This is a genomic window from Plantactinospora sp. WMMB334 (assembly GCF_049179095.1).
Taxonomy (GTDB): Bacteria; Actinomycetota; Actinomycetes; order Mycobacteriales; family Micromonosporaceae; genus Plantactinospora.
This window is the reverse complement of the sequence record NZ_JBMHME010000002.1, coordinates 4519471-4539464: the sequence shown is the minus strand read 5'-3', so window position 1 is coordinate 4539464 and position 19994 is coordinate 4519471. Positions and strand designations below refer to the sequence as shown.

The window sequence follows — 19994 nt, the reverse complement described above, 5'->3', positions numbered from 1 at the left end:
CCCGTTCGACCCGCTGCCCGGAGGCTCCCGGTGACCATTCCGCTCACACCACGCATCATGGATGCGATCTGCCTCGACCACGTGGTCCCGACCAACACCGGCGTACACCTCCAGGTCAACCCGCAGGTCGGCGGCGACGGCGGCCCGCTGCTCGCCGAGGCAAACGACCTGCCGGGCATCGACGGGATCACCTATCTGTCGCTGGGCGACGGCATGATCGACGCGGCGCACGAGCTTGCGCCGGCGGCGGTGCACTGGCAGGACGGGATCCGCACGGCCGGCGAGGCCGGCACGGCGACCGCCAGACGGGCCCGGACGCTGTTGTACCAGTTCCTGCGGGGAATCCCGCCGGTGGCGCTGGAGCGCATGGTGGAGCGCCCCCTCGGGGAGCACGGGCTCAGTCTCGCGGACGCCGCCGCCCGGGCCGACGCCATCGGACTACCGGTGTACGTCACAGCGGCCGACCTGCGGTCGGACGATGCCGGGGAACGCCCGTCCGTCAACCCGAACCGGATCCTCGCCTTCGACCGGGAGATGCGGCTCGTCCCGTCCGTCGAGGATGCGTACATCATCGGGGTCGTGCCCGGACGGCACTGGGCGCCGGACCCTTACGCGGGCCTCGACGACGAGATCGTGGCGGAGGTGCTCGGTCACCCGTATCCACCCGGGCGGATGGTGTTCGACGACGGGCAGGTGCGCCTCGGCCTGCCGGCCAGCCTCACGGACCGGGCACATGCGCGCCCGCTGCGCGAGTTCGGCCGGCCGCTCGTCCCCGACGACCTGGCCCGTACGGGCACGCCGGTCACCCGGGTCGGTGGCTACGGCGAACTGCTCGCCCGGATGGCGGCGACCGATCCCGGTGCGTACGCGCTGGTCGCGGTGGACGGCCCGGACGGCGCCACCAGCGTCTACCTGGGGGTGCACGACGCGCACGGCGTCGCGTTCCTCGACCTCGGCGCCGGCCGGGCGGCCGTGTTTCCGCAGGATCCCGGCCAGATCCAGTTGGCACAGCTGAGCGGCGACGCCGAGATCCTCACCGTGCTGCGCGACCTCGGGGCTTCCCGGCCGGTCGACCCCGCGGCGCGGCAGCGGCCGGCCGCTCCGCCGTCCGGCGTGCGGCTGCACCGCCAGGTGGGTCGCGACGGTGCGCACGCGGTGGAGCTGATCGGCGAGTTCAACTCCGTACCCAAGCGGCTCCTGGAGCAGGTGACGACGGCGGCCCGGGACGGTGAACTGGACGTGATCGTGATCGGCGGCGGTACCGGTAAACAGCCGGGAAGACCGTCCGCGCGGCCCGGTCGAAGGGAGCTGCTCAACCTCGAGATGCGGCTGTTCCAGTACCTCGGCAGCGACGCCCTACCGGCGGTGGTCGCCACCGGCGACGTCGACCAGAACGTCCTGGACGTTCTCGACCGCTACCACGTTCCGCTGCTGCGGCGGACCGTCGGCGCCGCCGGCGGCGGCCCGATGCAGGGTGGTGGCCTCAGCCTCAACCTCGACAACCTGTGGGAGGCACGCGGGCCGCAGGGCCGCAGGGTGGACGTACCGCCGCAGAAGGACGTCACTGGCGCGCTGCTGCGGGCGGCGACCGGCCAGCGGCCACCGGCTGACCTCCGGCGACCGCCCGCACGCCTGTTGTCGTACCTGTCGGTGCCGCTGGAGAACACCACGGCGCTCCGGGCCGAGCTGACCGAACACGGCACGGCACTGCGGCATCTCCGTCCGCAGATCGAGGGCCTCGGGGTGCAGCGGGACGTCTTCGCCGCCCACGACGCGTTCCTGCGGATGACCGAGAGAAACCCCGACCTCGTCGATGCCGCGTTCGACTACCTGGGCGCCGACGCCGCCAGTCGATTCGGGAAGATCCTCTCTGCCGTGCCCACTCTGGCCGCCAAGGAGCCCGAGGCGCGCAGGACCGCGTTCGAGGACATGGCCTCGATCACCCGTGGCACCACGGACGACGGCGCGAGCCGGGCGATCCTCAGTGCCATCGGTCAGCGCATCGAAGGAGCCAGCCCGGAGAGCGTACGGAAGGAGATCTTCCGCCACTCGGCCTACCTGCCGCGTAGTGGGCGCAACGACCTCCTCAGCACACTGAAGGAGCTGGTGGAGCAGATGCCCGAGCACCGTGCGGCGCTGAACGAGGTGGCCATCTACGTCGCCGACTGTCCCTGACCCCATTCGCGTCCCGCACGGACGCAGGCTCGGTCACTCCTCGTCGTCGACCCACTCGACGGTGACACCGTCACCCTCGCGGCCGGTCCAGATGGCGCCATCCTCGACAGTGATCCTCTTGTCCTGGGGTCCCTCGGCCGGCTCGATCCATGTCCAGGTGCCCTGGACCTCCGCACCCTCCTCGAACCAGGGCGTGGGAGCGCCCGAGGTCTTCTCGCTGACCGGCGGGCTGGTGAAGTCCCGCTCGCCAACCTTGGGTTCGGGTCCCTCGGCCGGTGGCTCGACGTGCGCGTGCTCCCGGATCGAGGTGTTCAGTTCCTGGTCGGGGAACTCCAGCGAGTCGGCGAACCACTTGAACCCGTAGAAGAGGCTGACCTCACTCTGCGCATACGCGTCTCCGGCGCCCTGCACCCCGCCGGCGACCCGGTTGACCACACCCTGCTTCTTCTCGGGGTCGGTGTCAGCTCCCTCTTCCCCGAAGAAGTCGTCCATCGCGAGCTTGTGGTCCTTCGCGAAGGCGTCGCTCTCCTCCTGGCTCCTCCCGGACCAACCAAGTGCCAGCGCCTTCCATTCGTTGTGGATGGCGAGGAAGTGGTCGGCGATCGTCACGCTGATTGACTCGATCCTCTTGCCCAGCTCGAATAGTTCGACCGGAGTTACCGCGAGCGTGACATTTTCGTTGTTGTAGTCGGCCTTGTTGACCAAGGTGGACTCCTCATCTCGTCCCTGACCGCCGTCTGCCGATAGGGGACACCACGCCACCAGTAGCCTTCCCAGGCCCGAGGGCGCGTGTCAACGTCCCCAATCCGGTGTCACGACGTGTCGTGACGGCGGCCGCCGAGGCGCCGGTTCTACCCGTGACAGGCGCCCCTCCGGCGGGTGCTCCGCACCGTTGGTTTCGGAGATCCCCGTACGAGGGCTTGCGACCGCCCCTCGGACCACCGATACCCTCCACCAGCCCGAGGTCTGTGCTCCGAGGCGGCAGCCAACCAGCAGCTCGGGAGCTCCCGATTCCGGTGGGGCGCGGAGGATCTCGACCAGCAACCAATCCGACGATCTCCGCCCGCGACGAGAGTGGTGTGAAGATGAGCAACTCTGGCACTCCCGAGCGCGTGTCGGTGCAGGGCGACGAAGGCCCGAGCCACCAGGCCGGCGTCGGGTCCATCACCAGATACGTCGACGGCACGGTCGCCGAGTTCGATGTCGACGGCAACCTTGTCCGGCAGGCGATGCCCAACGGCACGGTCTTCTCGGCGTTCGACGCGGATAACCGTCCGGTGTCCGGCTACACCGAGGCATCGCAGTTCACCGTAACCTACGCGAAGGACGACAATGAACGATCAACGGCCGAAGACGCCGCCAGCGCTGAATACGCCCCGGACGGCGCCGGTCTCCGACAAGAGGCCGCCGACGGCACCGTCTATGAATCGTTTGATTCGCTCGGTCGCCCTCATGAGGGAACTACGGGCGGCCTCCACTTCGCCATCAGCTACCGTGCCGACGGCAGTACCGTCACCAGTTACGATGACGGTTCGTCCACCGAACATGACGCAAGCGGCAGCATTGTCCGGCAGACGACTGCGGACGGCGTCGAGTATGCGGCCTTCGATTCTCTGGGTAGGCCGCAGTCCGGACTGGCCGAAGGCGCCGGTTTCACCATCTCGTATCAGTCCGACAACAGCTCGACCGTCCACTACGCGAATGGCTCCTCCGCCCACTTTGGCGCCGGCGGCAATCTCATTTGGCAGGACACTGGCGAGGGCACTGTCTATAACGGCTTCGATGCCCAGGGTCGGCCACTAGCGGGCAGGACCGACGACAACAACTTCACCATCGAGTACGACGACGGTGGTGGGTCGTGGGTGCGGTATGCGGATGGGACGGTGGTGGAGTTCGACCGGGCGGGTGATCCGGTTCGGCAGACGTTGTCGGACGGTGGTGTCTATTCGGGCTTCGATGGTGAGGGCCGTCCCACGGTTGGGGTTGCTGATGGTCAGCGGTTTTCGATTGGGTACGACGACGGCGGTGGTGGTGGTGGGTCGTGGGTGCGGTATGCGGATGGGACGGTGGTGGAGTTTGACCGGGCGGGTGATCCGGTTCGGCAGACGTTGTCGGACGGTGGTGTGTATTCGGGTTTTGATGGTGAGGGTCGTCCGACGGTTGGGGTCGCTGATGGTGTGAGTTTCGCTATCCAGTACGACGACGGTGGTGGGTCGTGGGTGCGGTATGCGGATGGGACGGTGGTGGAGTTTGACCGGGCGGGTGATCCGGTTCGGCAGACGTTGTCGGACGGTGGTGTGTATTCGGGTTTTGATGGTGAGGGTCGTCCGACGGTTGGGGTCGCTGATGGTGTGAGTTTCGCTATCCAGTACGACGACGGTGGTGGGTCGTGGGTGCGGTATGCGGATGGGACGGTGGTGGAGTTTGACCGGGCGGGTGATCCGGTTCGGCAGACGTTGTCGGACGGTGGTGTGTATTCGGGTTTTGATGGTGAGGGTCGTCCGACGGTTGGGGTCGCTGATGGTGTGAGTTTCGCTATCCAGTACGACGACGGTGGTGGGTCGTGGGTGCGGTATGCGGATGGGACGGTGGTGGAGTTTGACCGGGCGGGTGATCCGGTTCGGCAGACGTTGTCGGACGGTGGTGTGTATTCGGGTTTTGATGGTGAGGGTCGTCCGACGGTTGGGGTCGCTGATGGTGTGAGTTTCGCTATCCAGTACGACGACGGTGGTGGGTCGTGGGTGCGGTATGCGGATGGGACGGTGGTGGAGTTCGACCGGGACGGTGATCCGGTTCGGCAGACGTTGTCGGACGGTGGTGTGTATTCGAGCTTCGATGGTGAGGGTCGTCCCACGCTTGGGGTCGCTGATGGTGTGAGTTTCGCTATCCAGTACGACGACGGTGGTGGGTCGTGGGTGCGGTATGCGGATGGGACGGTGGTGGAGTTCGACCGTGACGGTGATCCGGTTCGGCAGACGTTGTCGGACGGTGGTGTCTATTCGAGCTTCGATGGTGAGGGCCGTCCCACGGTTGGGGTTGCTGATGGTCAGCGGTTTTCGATTGGGTACGACGACGGCGGTGGTGGTGGGTCGTGGGTGCGGTATGCGGATGGGACGGTGGTGGAGTTCGACCGTGACGGTGATCCGGTTCGGCAGACGTTGTCGGACGGTGGTGTCTATTCGAGCTTCGATGGTGAGGGCCGTCCCACGCTTGGGGTCGCTGATGGTGTGAGTTTCGCTATCCAGTACGACGACGGTGGTGGGTCGTGGGTGCGGTATGCGGATGGGACGGTGGTGGAGTTCGACCGTGACGGTGATCCGGTTCGGCAGACGTTGTCGGACGGTGGTGTCTATTCCGGCTTCGATGGTGAGGGTCGTCCCACGCTTGGGGTCGCTGATGGTGTGAGTTTTGCTATCCAGTACGACGACGGTGGTGGGTCGTGGGTGCGGTATGCGGATGGGACGGTGGTGGAGTTCGACCGGGACGGTGATCCGGTTCGGCAGACGTTGTCGGACGGTGGTGTCTATTCGAGCTTCGATGGTGAGGGCCGTCCCACGGTTGGGGTTGCTGATGGTCAGCGGTTTTCGATTGGGTACGACGACGGCGGTGGTGGTGGGTCGTGGGTGCGGTATGCGGATGGGACGGTGGTGGAGTTCGACCGTGACGGTGATCCGGTTCGGCAGACGTTGTCGGACGGTGGTGTCTATTCGAGCTTCGATGGTGAGGGTCGTCCCACGCTTGGGGTCGCTGATGGTGTGAGTATCGCTATCCAGTACGACGACGGTGGTGGGTCGTGGGTGCGGTATGCGGATGGGACGGTGGTGGAGTTCGACCGGGACGGTGATCCGGTTCGGCAGACGTTGTCGGACGGTGGTGTCTATTCGAGCTTCGATGGTGAGGGTCGTCCCACGCTTGGGGTCGCTGATGGTGTGAGTTTTGCTATCCAGTACGACGACGGTGGTGGGTCGTGGGTGCGGTATGCGGATGGGACGGTGGTGGAGTTCGACCGGGACGGTGATCCGGTTCGGCAGACGTTGTCGGACGGTGGTGTCTATTCGAGCTTCGATGGTGAGGGTCGTCCCACGCTTGGGGTCGCTGATGGTGTGAGTTTCGCTATCCAGTACGACGACGGTGGTGGGTCGTGGGTGCGGTATGCGGATGGGACGGTGGTGGAGTTCGACCGTGACGGTGATCCGGTTCGGCAGACGTTGTCGGACGGTGGTGTCTATTCCGGCTTCGATGGTGAGGGTCGTCCCACGCTTGGGGTCGCTGATGGTGTGAGTTTCGCTATCCAGTACGACGACGGTGGTGGGTCGTGGGTGCGGTATGCGGATGGGACGGTGGTGGAGTTCGACCGTGACGGTGATCCGGTTCGGCAAACGCTGTCGGACGGTGGTGTCTATTCGAGCTTCGATGGTGAGGGCCGTCCCACGGTTGGGGTTGCTGATGGTCAGCGGTTTTCGATTGGGTACGACGACGACGGCGGCGGTGGTGGTGGGTCGTGGGTGCGGTATGCGGATGGGACGGTGGTGGAGTTCGACCGTGACGGTGATCCGGTTCGGCAGACGCTGTCGGATGGTGGTGTCTATTCCGGCTTCGATGGTGACAAGCGGCCCACAGAAGGATTTTCACCTGAAACGGGAGCTTTTTCTATCGAGTATCCGACGCCTCAACGGACTGTGCATCGATACGAGAGCGGAACGGTTGTCGAGTACGGTCAGGGCGAGGTGCCGATTCGGCAGGAGCTCCCTGACAACACCGTCTTCACGGCTTTCGACGAGGATCATAGACCGACAGAGGGTACGACCGCGGATGGCGACCCCATTTCGATCACGTACCATGAGGACGGGACGTCGGCGTTCGCATTCGGGTCGGGTGCCCTCATTCGTTATGATGCGAATGATGACCCCTACTGGATGAGGACCGTCGACAATTCTACGTTCAATGAATTCTACGGCAACGGAACTCCCAAGGCGGGGCGGGCCGCAGATGGCGATTCCATACGGATCGGGCGCAATGCCGATGGCAGTTCGGAGATCTCATATGGTTCCGGAGCTCTTGTCCGCATGGATTCCCATGATGACCCCTACTGGATGAGGACTGCCGACGGGACAACTTTTACCGATTTCCATACGAACGGTGCTCCGAAGGAAGGTGCGACCGCAGACGGTGACTCTATCTCGATCAAACAACAACTTGATGGTGCGTCGGAGGTAGTTTACGGTTCGGGTGCTGTCGTTCGTTTGGACAAGGATGACGATCCCTTCTGGATGAGGACTGCTGACGGGACGACGTTTACTGAGTTTTATGTTGGTGGTGAGGTGGATGGTAGTCCGAAGTCGGGTAGGACGGCTTCGGGTGAGTCTATTGCGATCACGTACGGTGCGAACGGTACGTCGGAGATAGTCTACGGTTCGGGTGCCATCATTCGTTATGACGACGATGATGATCCCTACTGGATGAAGAGCAGCGACAACTCGATTTTCACCGTGTTCGACGAGGACGGGCGACCCACCCTGGGTAAGACGAGCGGCGGTGGGGATATCGTCATTACCTACAACACGCACGACAATGGATTCAAGGTCGTGGTCGGCAATCAGGTGACCGAGTACGACCCCAACGGCGATCCGATCAAGATGACTATCGGAGACGACCTCATCTTCGACCAGTTCCGGGCCGGCTTCTTCAAACGCGGGTACGACGCGAACACCCAGCGCTTCTTCGACATCGAGTATTTGCCGGACGGTGACGTCAAGTGGGTGTTCGGGGAAGACGACTGGATCAGGTTCGACGAGGACGGAGAGCCCATCGACGGCTTCCGGCCCGGTCCTGACGGTGGCCATTACACCTTCTCTGTGGAGATCCCCAAGTTGGCCGCGGCGGCCGACCTGACCGAGCAGAGACGCCAGGACATCGAGTCGGAGCTGGGGAACCTCAGGACCGCGGTGCAGTCCATCGAGACCTACTGGAAGAGCCCGGCCGGAGGGAGCTTCCAGGCGTACGCGGCCGTGCTGAGCACCGCCGGGGACAACCTGCTCAACGTGCTGGAGGCGGCCGTCACCAAGCTGCGGGCCACTCACGAGACCTATGTCAGGGCGGAGACGCAGAACGCGGACAATCTGACGCCGAAGTGATCGCAGGGCAAACTCCCGGTGCCGCTTTGAACAGATCGGCGGACCACTCCGTTGACAGGGAGCCCAGGTCTTGGTGCCTGGGCGGACGCCGCGTCACGAGCACTGCTTTGGTGTTCGGCCCTGACCAGGAGGAGCAGATGCTCAGCATCGCGATCATCGATGATCATCCGGTGAAACGTGCCGGCCTGGAGAAGTTCGTCTCCGAGACCTCGGGGCTCTCCGTCGCCACGTCGGTGCGGTGTGTGGAGGATCTGGATCGTGCGGACGTGGCGTTCGACGTCGCCATTCTCGACGTCTCGCTGCGGCCCGGCGGCCCGGCGCTGTCCGCCATCGAGACGCTGGCGGGACGCGGGCCAGTCGTCGTCAGCTCGTCGTGGGACCGGCCGCTCACCTTCGGCGCGGTGTTGCGTGCCGGCGTCCGCGGCTACGTCGCCAGCCACTCGGACGGGCAGATCATCGTTGCCGCACTGGTCACCGTCGGCCAGGGTGGCTTCTACGTCTGTCCGGAACTTGCCGACCGGTTCCAGGCCGACCTGGTGCGCAACGTCAACGTCGATGCGGCCGGACTGGCTCCCCGCGAGGTGGAGACGCTGCGCTGGATCGCCCGCGGCCTGACGCACGCCCAGATCGCCGGTCGGATGGGGCTCACCGAGGCGACGGTGAACACGTACGCGAAGCGGATCCGGGCGAAGCTGAACGCCGGCAACAAGGCCGAACTGACCCGGATGGCAATCGAACTCGGCCATATGTCCAGTGACGGCCGCAGGTTCCCGGCGGCGTGACGACGTGCGGCGGGACGAGGTGCGGCGGGACGAGGTGCGGCGGGACGACGTACGGCCCGAGGGTGACCGGCCCGGCGACACGCGACCGGAAGGTGACCGGCCCGGCGATGCGCGGCGGGACGGCGTGGGCGGCATCGACGTGCCGACGGTGTGGCCGTCGCCCGCCGGGCGTCCGGACGGCCCACCCGGGTCACCGCATGCGGAACGCCTGGAGTTCGTCCGCGCGTTCGTTGAGCAGGCGCGCGCTCGACCCAGCCCGGACCGCCCGGTCGCCCGGCCACACACCGCCCTGCTCGTGGCCTCCACGGCGGCCATCGTTGCGCTGCTCTTCGGGCTGGTGATGGGACTCTTCACCAGCGGGCGGAAGCCGGCCGGCTCCGCGCAGGCGAAGCCGTCCGGGCCGTCCTCGTACGTCGCGGTGACCGGCTGGGAATGCCGCAGCGCGGAGGACCACACCTTCGAGGCCCGGGGCCGTACTCCGCAGTGGGTAACGCTGCGCAGCGGTGCCTGGTCGGGAAACGGCTGCCGGGGGTCGTTCACCGCGGTGCCGATGACCGGGGATCCGAACTTCGACGACGCGTCGCAGTCGCTGGTCTGGGCGTTCCTTCCAGGCACCGGGGTCGACCGGTGTGCGGTGGCGGTGTACGCCCCGAAGATCACCGACAAGGGGATCCTGCCGGCGGCCAAGGCCCACTTCACGGTTACCGCCGGCCGTGACGGCGCGTCCCACGGCACGTTTCAACTGAACCAGGCCGCGAAGTCCGGGGCCTGGCTGGAGGCCGGCGCGTTTCCGGTCACGAACGGCAAGTTCACCGTACGCCTGAGCACCCGCGGTGCGCCCGAGGACGGCCGCGAGCGGTTGATCGTCTCCCAGGTGCGGATCACGTGCGGGCTGGCGGACAAGTGACGGCGCACGGGGGCGCCGGAACCGTCCCGGCCCGCATCGAGCGGGTCGGTGCGAAGGGCTGGGGCCGGCACCGGACCATCGGGTCGGCGATCCGGGCCGCGGGGGACGGCGCTGTCGTGTCGGTGGCTCCCGGCCGCTACGGGGAGAGTGTGGTCGTCGAGCGGACCGTGCGGATCGTCGCCGAGACCGGCGGCCGGGTGGAGATCGCCGCCGCCGAGGGACCGGCGCTCGTGGTCCGGGGCGGCGCCCCGACCGTGCAGGGTCTGCATCTGACGGCCGCGAAGCGCAGCCGGCCGGCGGTGACCGTCGCCTCCGGCGCCCTGTCGCTCGACAACTGCGAGGTCCGGGGCGGCTACCTGGAGGTCATCGGCCGGGCGACCGTCACCCTGCGCGACTGCACCGTCGGCGGAAGCTCCGGCGCCGGGGTCGACGTGGCGGACTCGGCGCGCGCCCGGCTCGTGGGCGGCATGGTCCACGAGGTGGACGGTGCCGGCGTCGTGCTCCGCGGAGGTGCCAGCGCGGAGCTTTCCGGCGTGGCGGTGCGCGACGTGAGCGCCGCGGGCCTGCACCTGCGCGACAATGCCTCTGCCACTCTGGACCGGGTCGAGCTGTCGCACAGTGCCACCGCGGCGCTGCTCGTCGAGGGTGACGCGTCGGCGGTGGCGCGGGACAGCCAGTTCTTCGACAACGACGGCGACGCGGTGCGGGCGGAGGGCAGCGCACCGTTCGCCACCACCTGGTGGCCGGACCCGCTGCCGGTTCGGCCGGCGGTGCAGGCGCCGCAGCCCGGTGCGGACGAGTCCGGCGGTCTCCGCCTGGAGCGCTGCGCGTTCGACAGGACCGGCGGAACCGCCATCCGCCTCGCCGGTGCCGCACACGCCGATCTGCGGGACTGCCGGATCGACACGGTCACCGACGCCGGCGTGATCGCGACCGGCGAGGTGCGCCTGGCGATGACCGGCACCCAGGTGGCCCGGACCCGCAGCACCGGTGTCGCGCTGCTCGGCAGCGTGCAGGCCCGCATCGACGGTTGTATGGTCGCGGAGACCGGGGCCAACGGCATCTACCTGGCGGAGAAGTCCCGCTCGGTGCTGCGCGACACGACCGTGCGGCAGACGGCGTACACCGCTGTCCATCTCGGTGGTGCGGCGGTCGCCGGGCTCGCGGGCTGCGCGATCACCGACACACCGGAGTGTGGTGTCCGGGTGACCGGTGGCGCGATGGCCCGGGTCGACGGCGGCCGGATCGAGCGTGCCCGGCAACGCGGCGTGACGGTGGAGGACACCGGCGACGTCCACCTGCGCCATGTCACGGTCGCCGAGAACGAGGTCGGGGTACGCCTGGACACCCCGCACCGCGCGCTGGTGGAGCACTGCGTGATCAGGGACATCGGGCAGACCGGCGTCGAGATGGCGAAGGAGAGCGCCCCGACGGTACGGCACACCACGATCACCGCATGCGGTGGCGCGGGCGTCTTCGTCGACAGTGGCGCCGCGCCGCTCGTCGACGGTTGCGAGATCGAGCGCTGCGGCGGGACCGGGGTCGTGGTGTGGGCCGGCGCGGATCCGTCGATCCGGGGCTGTGTGGTGACGAACTGCAAGAAGAACGGGGTGTATCTGGGCGACGACGCCCGGGGGACCGTCGAGGATGTCGACATCTCCGCCACCGGCTACCCGGCGCTGCACGTCGGGGCCGGGGCGGCGCCGGTGCTGCGCCGGTGCCACGTCCACGACGTCGACGAGGACCTGACGCTCGTCGACGGCGCGGCGCCGACCTTCGAGGAGTGCACCAGCGCGACCGTCGGCACCGCCACCATGCCGGCCGACGGGGGCAACCCGCGGGTACGGCGGGCGGTCGCCGGGTACGCCCCGGCCGGCGGAGCCCCGGCTGACGTGCCGGCGGCGAAGCCGGACCCGGCCGCCGCCCAGGAGCTGCCGGACCTGCTGGCGCAGCTCGACCGGCTGGTCGGGCTGGAGAAGGTCAAGCAGGACGTCGGCTCGCTCGTGAAGCTGGTGCAGATGGTGCAGCGGCGGCGCGAGGCGGGACTGAGCCCACCGCCGCTCTCCCGCCACCTGGTGTTCGCCGGAAACCCCGGCACGGGCAAGACCACGGTCGCCCGGCTCTACGGGCGCATCCTGCGGGCCCTCGGCATGCTCGGCAGCGGCCACCTGGTGGAGACGGACCGCTCCGCGCTGGTCGGCGAGTACGTCGGGCACACCGCGCCGAAGACGCAGGCCGCGTTCCGGCGGGCGTTGCAGGGGGTGCTCTTCATCGACGAGGCGTACGCCCTGGTGCCCGACGGCAACAGCATGGACTTCGGTCACGAGGCCATCGCCACGCTCGTGAAGCTGATGGAGGACCACCGCGAGGAGGTCGTCGTCATCGTCGCCGGATACCCGTATGAGATGAGCCGGTTCGTCAACACCAACCCCGGACTGGCGTCACGGTTCTCCCGCACGCTCACCTTCGACGACTACACCACCGACGAGTTGGTGCGGATCGTGCAGCATCTGGCCACCGACCACGACTACCACCTCACTGTCGAGGCGGTCGAAGGGCTGCGCCGCCACATCGACGTCGCGGATCGGGGGGAGGGGTTCGGTAACGGCCGCTTCGCCCGCAGCGTGTTCCAGCGGATGACCGAGCGGCACGCCGCGCGGATCGCCGATCTGGCCGCGCCGACCACCGCGCAGCTGACCGCGCTCGAACCCCAGGACCTGCCGGACCTGGCCGGCGCGCATTAGGAGCATCTGGTGTCCCGCATCTCGTTCCACCGTCCGGCCCGGTTCCTCCCGCCGCCGGCCCCCGCCGACAAGGTGGTGCTGCCGGCTCCACCGGAGCTGAAGCCGAGCAACGCCGCCCTGCTCAGCCTCCTGCTGCCGCTGCTGAGCAGTCTCGGCATCGCGGCCTACATGGTGTCGTACGGCCGGCCCATGCTGATCGCGCTCGCCATCATCTTCGCGGTGGTCTCGTTCGCGGCCACGATCGCGTTCCGGATCCAGAACAAGCACAACGAGCGCCGGTCGCTGCTGCGCCAGCGCGCCCGCTACCGCGCGCTGCTGATGGACGTGCGCACCAGCGCCCGGCAGGTCGCCTCGACCCAGCGCATGTTGGGGGCGTGGGCGCATCCGGAGCCGGACCGGCTGCTGGCCATCGCCAACAACGGCCGCCGGGTGTGGGAGCGCCGGCAGTCCGACCCCGACTTCCTGCATGTCCGGATCGGCCTGGGTGATGCCGAACTCGCCACGCCGCTGCAGATCGGTACCCGGCTGGACCCGCTCGCCGACTACGACTGGGAGTCCATGCGGGCGGCCCGCCGGCTCGTCGACGCGCTGGGCAAGGTCGGCCGGCAGCCGGTCACCATCGACCTCGGTACGGCGGGCGTGATCAGTTTCGTCGGCGCGCCGGACCAGGCGGCGGCCGTGGCCCGGGCGATGCTCTGCCAGCTCGCGGTCATGCACGCCCCGGACGACGTGCTGGTGGCGATCGACGCGCCGGACGAGGCGGCCTGGGAATGGGCCAAGTGGCTGCCGCACACCTTCGAACCCGAGTCGCGGCGCGGGTCGAGGACGCTTCCGCTGATCACCACCCAACCCGGCGGACTGGCCGACTTTCTGGAGCGGGAGCTGCGCCGGCGCGCCGAACGGCTCGCGGCGCGGCGGGTCCAGGCGAGTTTCGACCGCGGCGCGGCGCCGCAGCAGCAGCGCCTCGTCGTGCTCTTCACCGCCTTCGACCCGGTGTCGGAGTGGGGGCGCTCGCCGCTGCTGCGGTCGCTGCTCGAGGCCGCCGGGCCACAGCTCGGCATCACGCTGGTCTTCCTCGGTCAGCGGGAGGCCGACGAGCCGGGCCGGGTCGATCTGCGGGTGGCCACCGCCGACGACGGTGGGTTGCGCATCACCGGGCGTACCGGTGCCGGCGGGACCTCCGCCGACCACCCGTCGGCGGACCTGCTCGGTCCGGCGATGGCGGAGCTCATCGCCCGCGCGCTCACCCCGCTCATGCTCACCGACGAGCAGGAGCAGGTGCTCGCCCGGACGGTGTCGCTGCTGGAGACGCTGCTGGGCGGGCGCGGCGTCGACGGCACGCTCAGCTCGCTCTGGGACGGCATGCGTCCCGACCGGCTGCTGAAGGTGCCGATCGGCACGGACGGCGACGGTCATACCGTCGTGCTGGACATCAAGGAGTCCGCGCAGGGCGGTTCCGGGCCGCACGGCCTCATCGTCGGCGCGACCGGCTCCGGCAAGAGCGAGCTGCTGCGGACGCTGGTCGCCGGGCTCACCGTGACCCATTCGCCGGAACTGCTCAGTCTCGTCGTCGTCGACTTCAAGGGTGGCGCGACGTTCGCCCCCCTCGCCGAGCTGCCGCACGTGGCAGGCATGATCACAAACCTGGCCGACGACGCGGCGCTGATCGACCGGGTACGGTCGGCGCTCGTCGGCGAGCAGCACCACCGGCAGCAGCTGCTGCGGGCCGCCGGCAACGTCGACTCGATCCGGGACTACCACCGCAAGCGCGCGCTCGGCGAACCCGGCCCACACGGCGACCCGCTGGAGCCGATGCCGTATCTGCTCATCATCATCGACGAGTTCGCCGAGCTGCTCTCCGCGCACCCCGAGTTCGTCGACCTCTTCGTGCAGATCGGACGGGTCGGCCGGAGTCTCGGCATGCACCTGCTCTTCTCCACCCAGCGGCTGGAGGAGGGCCGGCTGCGCGGGCTCGACTCGCACCTGTCGTACCGGATCTGCCTGCGTACCTTCAGCGCCCAGGAGAGCCGTACCGTCATCGGCACGAGTGACGCGTACCGGCTGCCACCGGTGCCGGGTTCGGCGTACCTGAAGGTCGACGAGTCGATCTACCGGCGGTTCCGGGTGGCACACGTCTCCGCACCGTTCGTCGCCCCGGAGGAGCGCGTACCGGAGACTCCCACCTCGATCACGACATACGACCTGCGCGGGCTCGGCAAGGCAGACCTCTCCGCGGCGGAGGCCGAGGAGAAGCAGGTCGACGCCGCGGACGGGCCCACCGAACTGAGCGTCATCGTCGAGCGGCTCAGCAACCGTGGTACGCCCGCACGGCAGGTGTGGTTGCCGCCGCTGCCGCGCGCCGTACCGCTGGATTCGCTGCTCGGGCAGGTCGCCGTCGAGTCCGGACGCGGCCTGTCGGCGAACATGTGGCCGGTGGCGGGTCAGTTGCGCGTCCCGATCGGGGTGGTGGACCTGCCGTCGCAGCAGGCACAGGAGCCGCTGCTGATCGAGTTCGGCGGGCCGCACGGCAGTCTCGCCATCGTCGGCGCCCCCCGCTCCGGCCGCAGCACCCTGCTGCGCAGCCTGATGCTCTCGACGATCCTCACCCACACCCCGGCCGAGGCGCAGTTCTACTGCATCGACTTCGGTGGCGAGACGCTGCATCCGTTCGCGGCGACCCCGCACGTCGGCGGCGTGGCCGGCCGGATGGACCACGAGATGATCGGTCGGATGCTCGCCGACACCCGGTCGCTCATCGCCGGCCGGGAGAAGCTCTTCCGGGAGCTCGGCATCGGCTCGGTCGACGAGTTCCGGGCGCGACGTGACTCGGGGCGGTTGCCGGACGGGCTGCGTGCCGCCGACGTCTTCCTCGTCGTCGACAACTGGGGCGCGCTGCGTACCGAGATCGAGAACCTGGATCCGCTGCTCGTCGAGATCTCCTCCCGGGGCCTCGGCGTCGGCGTCCACCTGGTGCTCGCCACCAACCGCTGGATGGAGATCCGGCCGGCGCTGCGCGAGAGCATCGGTACCCGCCTGGAGCTGCGGCTCAACGACCACAACGAGTCGGACATCAACCGCCGGATGGCGCAGGCGATGCCGTCCGGCGTCCCGGGCCGGCTGCTCTGCCCGCCCGGCGTCTACGGCCAGGTGGTGCTGCCGCGCGTCGACGGCCGGGACACCGACGAAGGGCTCCGCGAGGCCCAGCAGGACATCCTGGCGAAGGTCGCCCCCGCCTGGCTCGGCCGGCCCGCACCGCCGGTACGGATGCTGCCGCAGCGGATCTCGCGGCACGACCTGCTGGCGGACGAGACGGCGCCGACGGCGATCCCGGTCGGCATCGGCGAGCCGGAGATCGCCCCGGTCAGCCTCGACCTCGTCACGGGCGACCCGCACTTCCTGGTCCTCGGCGACACGGGCGCCGGTAAGAGTGCGTTCCTGCAGACCTGGCTGCGCAACCTGGTCGACCGGCAGACCGGCTGGGAGGCGCGGGTGGTGCTGGTCGACTACCGGCGGTCGCTGCTCGGCATCGTCCCGGCAAGCCACCTCGGCGCGTACGCCGCGGACGCGCAGACCGCCCGCGCCTACGCGCAGCAGGTGGCCGAGAAACTGCGGGAACGGATGCCGCCACCGACGGTCACCGCCGAGGAGCTGCGGGCCCGTAGCTGGTGGGAGGGGCCGGAGATCTATCTCGTCGTCGACGACTACGACCTGGTCGGCGGCGGGGCGCAGTCGCCGCTGCAGCCCCTGGTGGAGTTCATCCCGCACGCCCGCGACATCGGCTTCCACGTCGTGGTCGCCCGCCGGGTCTCGGGCAGCGGCCGGACCCAGGTCGGCGACGCGCTCTACGGCCGGGTCAAGGAGCTCGGCGGCGGCGGGCTGATCCTCTCCGGCGACCCGCGCGAGGGGGCGCTGCTCGGCACCGAGAAGGCGGCGTCGCGCATCCCCGGGCGTGGGGCCCTGGTACGCCGAGGGCTCCCGACCCGGATGGTACAGATCGCGATCGACGGGCCCGCTGGTGCGGACGAGGAGGAGGAACCGCTGGTCACAGCCGACTCCGCGGTGACCGCATCGAGCGGGTCATGAGCCGGCACCCCGACCGCCGCTGCCGCGGGGACACCGGAATCTGTCACTGTCGCGGTCCCCGGCCGGCCTGCGATGCTGCCCACGCCGGAGGCAGTCGATCCGCCGGAGCGAGCCGGAGCGCTCTGAACAGGCCCGCATGAAGGACAGCCAGAACGTCCGGGAAAGCTAGACCAGGGAGACATCGTGGCATTTCAGGTAACACCGGAGTATATCTCCACCGCCGCCACCGACTGTGACACGGCCGGGTCCGAGATCGACCAGCAACTCGCGCAGGTACGGCAGTACGTCGTCTCGTTGCGCGAGGAGTGGGAAGGCGTCGCGGCCCAGAACTTCGACTCCGTCATGCACGACTTCGACGTGTTCGGCACCATGCTGCACAACGCGCTGCTGAACATCGGCGCCGGGCTGCGCGGCACCTTCAACAACTACGTCGACGTCGAGGACTTCGCGGCGCAGAACCTGGTCACCGTCAACAACGAGATCCCCGGTGTCTACCTGTAACGCCGTCCGTCGACACCCACCCGCCGCCCAGGCCCGAGAGGAAACCCGCCATGCCCGACATCTACAACACCCGGATGGTCGTCCCGGAGAGTCTGGAAGGTGCCGGCCCGTACATCAACGGCACCGCTGAATCGATCATCGAGCAGCTCACCATCCTCGAGGGCAAACTCGCACCGATCGCGGCCAGCTGGACCGGCGAGGCGTCCACGTACTTCGAGGACCAGCGCCTGGCCTGGAACATGGCCGCGGACGGGCTCTTCGGCCCGGAGGGCGTGCTGGGCATGATCGCGCACGCGCTCCGGGTCAACTACGACAACTACCGCGAGGCCGAGCTCGCCAACACCCAGACGTGGAGGCACTGACGAGATGTCCGACCAGCGCAGCCTGGTGACGGTGGTCGGCTCCCGGAAGCGGGTCGACGTCGCCCTTCCGGCCGGCGCGCCCGTCGGCGAGTACGCGGCCCGCCTAGCCGATCTGTGTGGCCAGGACAGCCACGACGTCTTTCCACCCGCCTGGTCCCTCGCACCCGCCAGCGGAGGCCCGCTGGCCCTGGAGCACTCGCTCGCCGACGCCGGCGTCGTCGACGGGGCGGTGCTCTACCTCGTCGACATCGCCGGCGACCCGGGCGGCGAGCCGGCCATCGAGGACATCGAGGAACTGGTCGCCGACGAGACTGCCGGCTACCGCCGCCGCGAGCCGCCGCGCGGACTCATCGTCATCGCTCTCTCCCTGGCCTGGCTCGCCGCGAGCGGGCTCGTGCTGCTGAGGCTCCATCCCGGCATCACGGCGGCCATCAGCCTGACCGGCACGGCGCTGGTGCTGCTCGGCATCTCCTGGGCCGTGCGGCAGCGGCGCTCGGCGGTACCGCCGGCGCTCTGCCTGGTCATGTCCCTGACCTCCGCGCTCTGCATGGCCGTGGCAGGTCTGCTCCTGATGTCGATGCTGGACGGCGGTCTGTGGTGGGTCGGGCTGATCGTCGGCGCGCACGTCGGTGTCGTGATGGCACTCGCCACCACTCCCGAGATCATCCTGTTCGCCATCGAACTCCAGCTCCTGGTCGGCACGCTGCTGCTGCCACTCTTCCTGACGCTGCGGGTCACCGGCGCCGAGGCGGCGGCCGCGGTCACGGTCGCGGCGGTCGCCCTGCTGGCCGGCGCGAAATGGATCGCCGCCAGCATCTCGGCGTGGGCGTCCCGGCCGCCGAAACCGAAGGCGGGTGCGCCGATGGCGCAGGCGGTGACCGTGCTGCTGGTCCGCGCCCGGCGGGTGCTCACGGTCGTCATCGCCGGCCCGATCCTCGCGCTCGCCGTCACCCTGCCGGTGCTGGCGTTCTCCGGAAGCTGGTGGGGGCTCACGTTGGCCGCCGTGGCCAGCACCGGGCTGCTGATCCGGACCAAGCAGGCCGGGTTCGGCAGCGAGGCCGTCACGCTCGGCGCGGGCGGCTTCGTCGGGCTCTTCGCGGTGCTCGGCGCGCTCGCCGGCCGGCTGGGCGGGCCGGACGTCACCGCCATCGCACTGCCCGCCGGCGGGCTGCTGGTGCTCGGCACCGGCCTGCTGCTCACGCTGGTCCAACTACCGCTCAGCGACGCGACCAGGGACGTGTCGCTGGGCGGTGCCGCCGCGGCGGGCCGCCGGTCGGTCGTCGACGTCGTCGGCATGCTCTGCGGCCTCGCGGTCGCGCCGCTGGCGATGGGCGTCTACGGCGTGTTCAGCGAACTCAGCGCGATGGGTCGCGGTCTGGTCGACTGACAGCGTCGCAACTGACAGCTTCGCAACTGACGGACGTGGGCCACGACGCCGCGGGACCCGGGAAGCCGTCGCGGGTGGTCTCCCGGCACCCCACGACGGCCCCTCCGACCCCGGCGCGGCTACATGATCGGCGTGAGCGCCGGCGGGTCCGGGAACTTCGACGCGTAGTCCACGTTGGCGTAGATCTGGCCGGCGTTGTCGACCGCGAGCGCATACTGGCCGACCAGATGGATCACGTCAGCGCACGCCATCAGCAGGTTGTTCATGTACGTGTTGATCTGGGTGACCTGCTCCCGGGAGGCGCCGTAGTACTCACCGTTGTGATCGTCGGGTGCGGGCTGCGGCTGCTGCATACCGCTGACCATGTGCGGGAAGTAGCCGGAATCCTCGTTGGCGTACGGGTCACCGTCCGCACCGATCGCGCTCTCGTCGCCGACACTGAAGATCCAGCCCTGCCGGGCGGCGACGTAGGCCTTGAATTCGTTGTAGTCCCGCACCTGCCCCTCGGCCTCGCTGACCATCGCGATCACCCGGTCCTCGATGTCGCCGGTGCTGACCTCGAACGCCCTGACGTCCGGGACGGCCTCCGGCGCCTCGCCGCCGCCACCGGTCGTCACCGGATCCTGAACCGTGATCTTCGGACCGGAGAACCATCTCGGCTCCGGGCCGGGATCCCTCTCCCAGGTCGTCTGGATGCCCAGCGTCGGCGGTGTCACATTCGGTGGCGGTGGTGTGATCTCTTCCGGATCCGCCATCGGCGCCTCCTTTCGGTAGAACCTTTCCCTCGCGCGTGGATCGTGTCGATCGCCAGGCGGCGGTCCGCTGATCCCGCACGTTCACGGTGGCGCGGGCCCACCCCCCGGGCAACGTCCCTTTTCTGGGACCGGCCGGCGGACGAACGTGGATCTTCTCGGGGAGC

The 19994-nt window shown here is 68.9% G+C and carries 11 protein-coding genes; 9 read left to right on the top strand and 2 right to left on the bottom strand.

All coding sequences use genetic code 11. From position 1 onward, the window contains the following. The first annotated feature begins 30 nt into the window (after positions 1 to 30). The gene (locus ACN27G_RS19410) at positions 31 to 2175 is read left to right on the top strand and encodes a hypothetical protein (RefSeq protein ID WP_421494201.1); all 2145 of its coding nucleotides are present in this window, start codon (positions 31 to 33) and stop codon (positions 2173 to 2175) included. A gap of 33 nt (positions 2176 to 2208) precedes the next feature. Here ACN27G_RS19410 and ACN27G_RS19405 read toward each other — a convergent pair whose 3' ends face one another. Then, positions 2209 to 2880, bottom strand: coding sequence for a hypothetical protein (locus ACN27G_RS19405; protein ID WP_421494200.1), 672 nt, complete (start codon positions 2878 to 2880; stop codon positions 2209 to 2211). Positions 2881 to 3254: 374 nt separating this feature from the next. Here ACN27G_RS19405 and ACN27G_RS19400 point away from each other — a divergent pair, with 374 nt between their 5' ends. The 8 genes from ACN27G_RS19400 (at position 3255) to ACN27G_RS19365 (ending at position 19075) form a co-directional block, all read left to right on the top strand. Then, positions 3255 to 8309 carry a hypothetical protein gene (locus ACN27G_RS19400; RefSeq protein ID WP_421494199.1) on the top strand — a complete coding sequence of 1685 codons (5055 nt, stop codon included), beginning with the start codon at positions 3255 to 3257 and terminating at the stop codon, positions 8307 to 8309. Positions 8310 to 8446: 137 nt separating this feature from the next. Then, the gene (locus tag ACN27G_RS19395) at positions 8447 to 9091 is read left to right on the top strand and encodes a LuxR C-terminal-related transcriptional regulator (protein WP_421494198.1); all 645 of its coding nucleotides are present in this window, start codon (positions 8447 to 8449) and stop codon (positions 9089 to 9091) included. Further along, the gene (locus ACN27G_RS19390; protein ID WP_421494197.1) at positions 9063 to 9998 is read left to right on the top strand and encodes a hypothetical protein; all 936 of its coding nucleotides are present in this window, start codon (positions 9063 to 9065) and stop codon (positions 9996 to 9998) included. The genes ACN27G_RS19395 and ACN27G_RS19390 overlap by 29 nt, the downstream gene beginning before the upstream one ends. Then, positions 9995 to 12742 (top strand): right-handed parallel beta-helix repeat-containing protein, encoded by a 2748-nt coding sequence (locus ACN27G_RS19385; protein ID WP_421494196.1) that lies wholly within the window; start codon positions 9995 to 9997, stop codon positions 12740 to 12742. The genes ACN27G_RS19390 and ACN27G_RS19385 overlap by 4 nt, the downstream gene beginning before the upstream one ends. A 9-nt stretch (positions 12743 to 12751) precedes the next feature. After that, a complete protein-coding gene (gene eccCa, locus ACN27G_RS19380) occupies positions 12752 to 16825 on the top strand; it encodes a type VII secretion protein EccCa (protein ID WP_421494195.1) in 4074 nt (1357 codons plus the stop codon). Between the two features lie 183 nt (positions 16826 to 17008). Next, positions 17009 to 17326, top strand: a complete 318-nt coding sequence (locus tag ACN27G_RS19375; protein WP_421494194.1) for a WXG100 family type VII secretion target — start codon at positions 17009 to 17011, stop codon at positions 17324 to 17326. A gap of 50 nt (positions 17327 to 17376) precedes the next feature. Beyond that, the gene (locus tag ACN27G_RS19370) at positions 17377 to 17688 is read left to right on the top strand and encodes a WXG100 family type VII secretion target (protein WP_421494193.1); all 312 of its coding nucleotides are present in this window, start codon (positions 17377 to 17379) and stop codon (positions 17686 to 17688) included. Between the two features lie 4 nt (positions 17689 to 17692). Then, entirely contained in the window at positions 17693 to 19075 is a 1383-nt protein-coding gene (locus ACN27G_RS19365) for an EsaB/YukD family protein (RefSeq protein WP_421494192.1), read from the top strand. 119 nt (positions 19076 to 19194) lie between these two features. Here the strand turns inward: ACN27G_RS19365 and ACN27G_RS19360 are convergent, their stop codons facing one another. After that, positions 19195 to 19830, bottom strand: coding sequence for a hypothetical protein (locus ACN27G_RS19360; protein WP_421494191.1), 636 nt, complete (start codon positions 19828 to 19830; stop codon positions 19195 to 19197). Between the last annotated feature and the right edge of the window lie 164 nt (positions 19831 to 19994).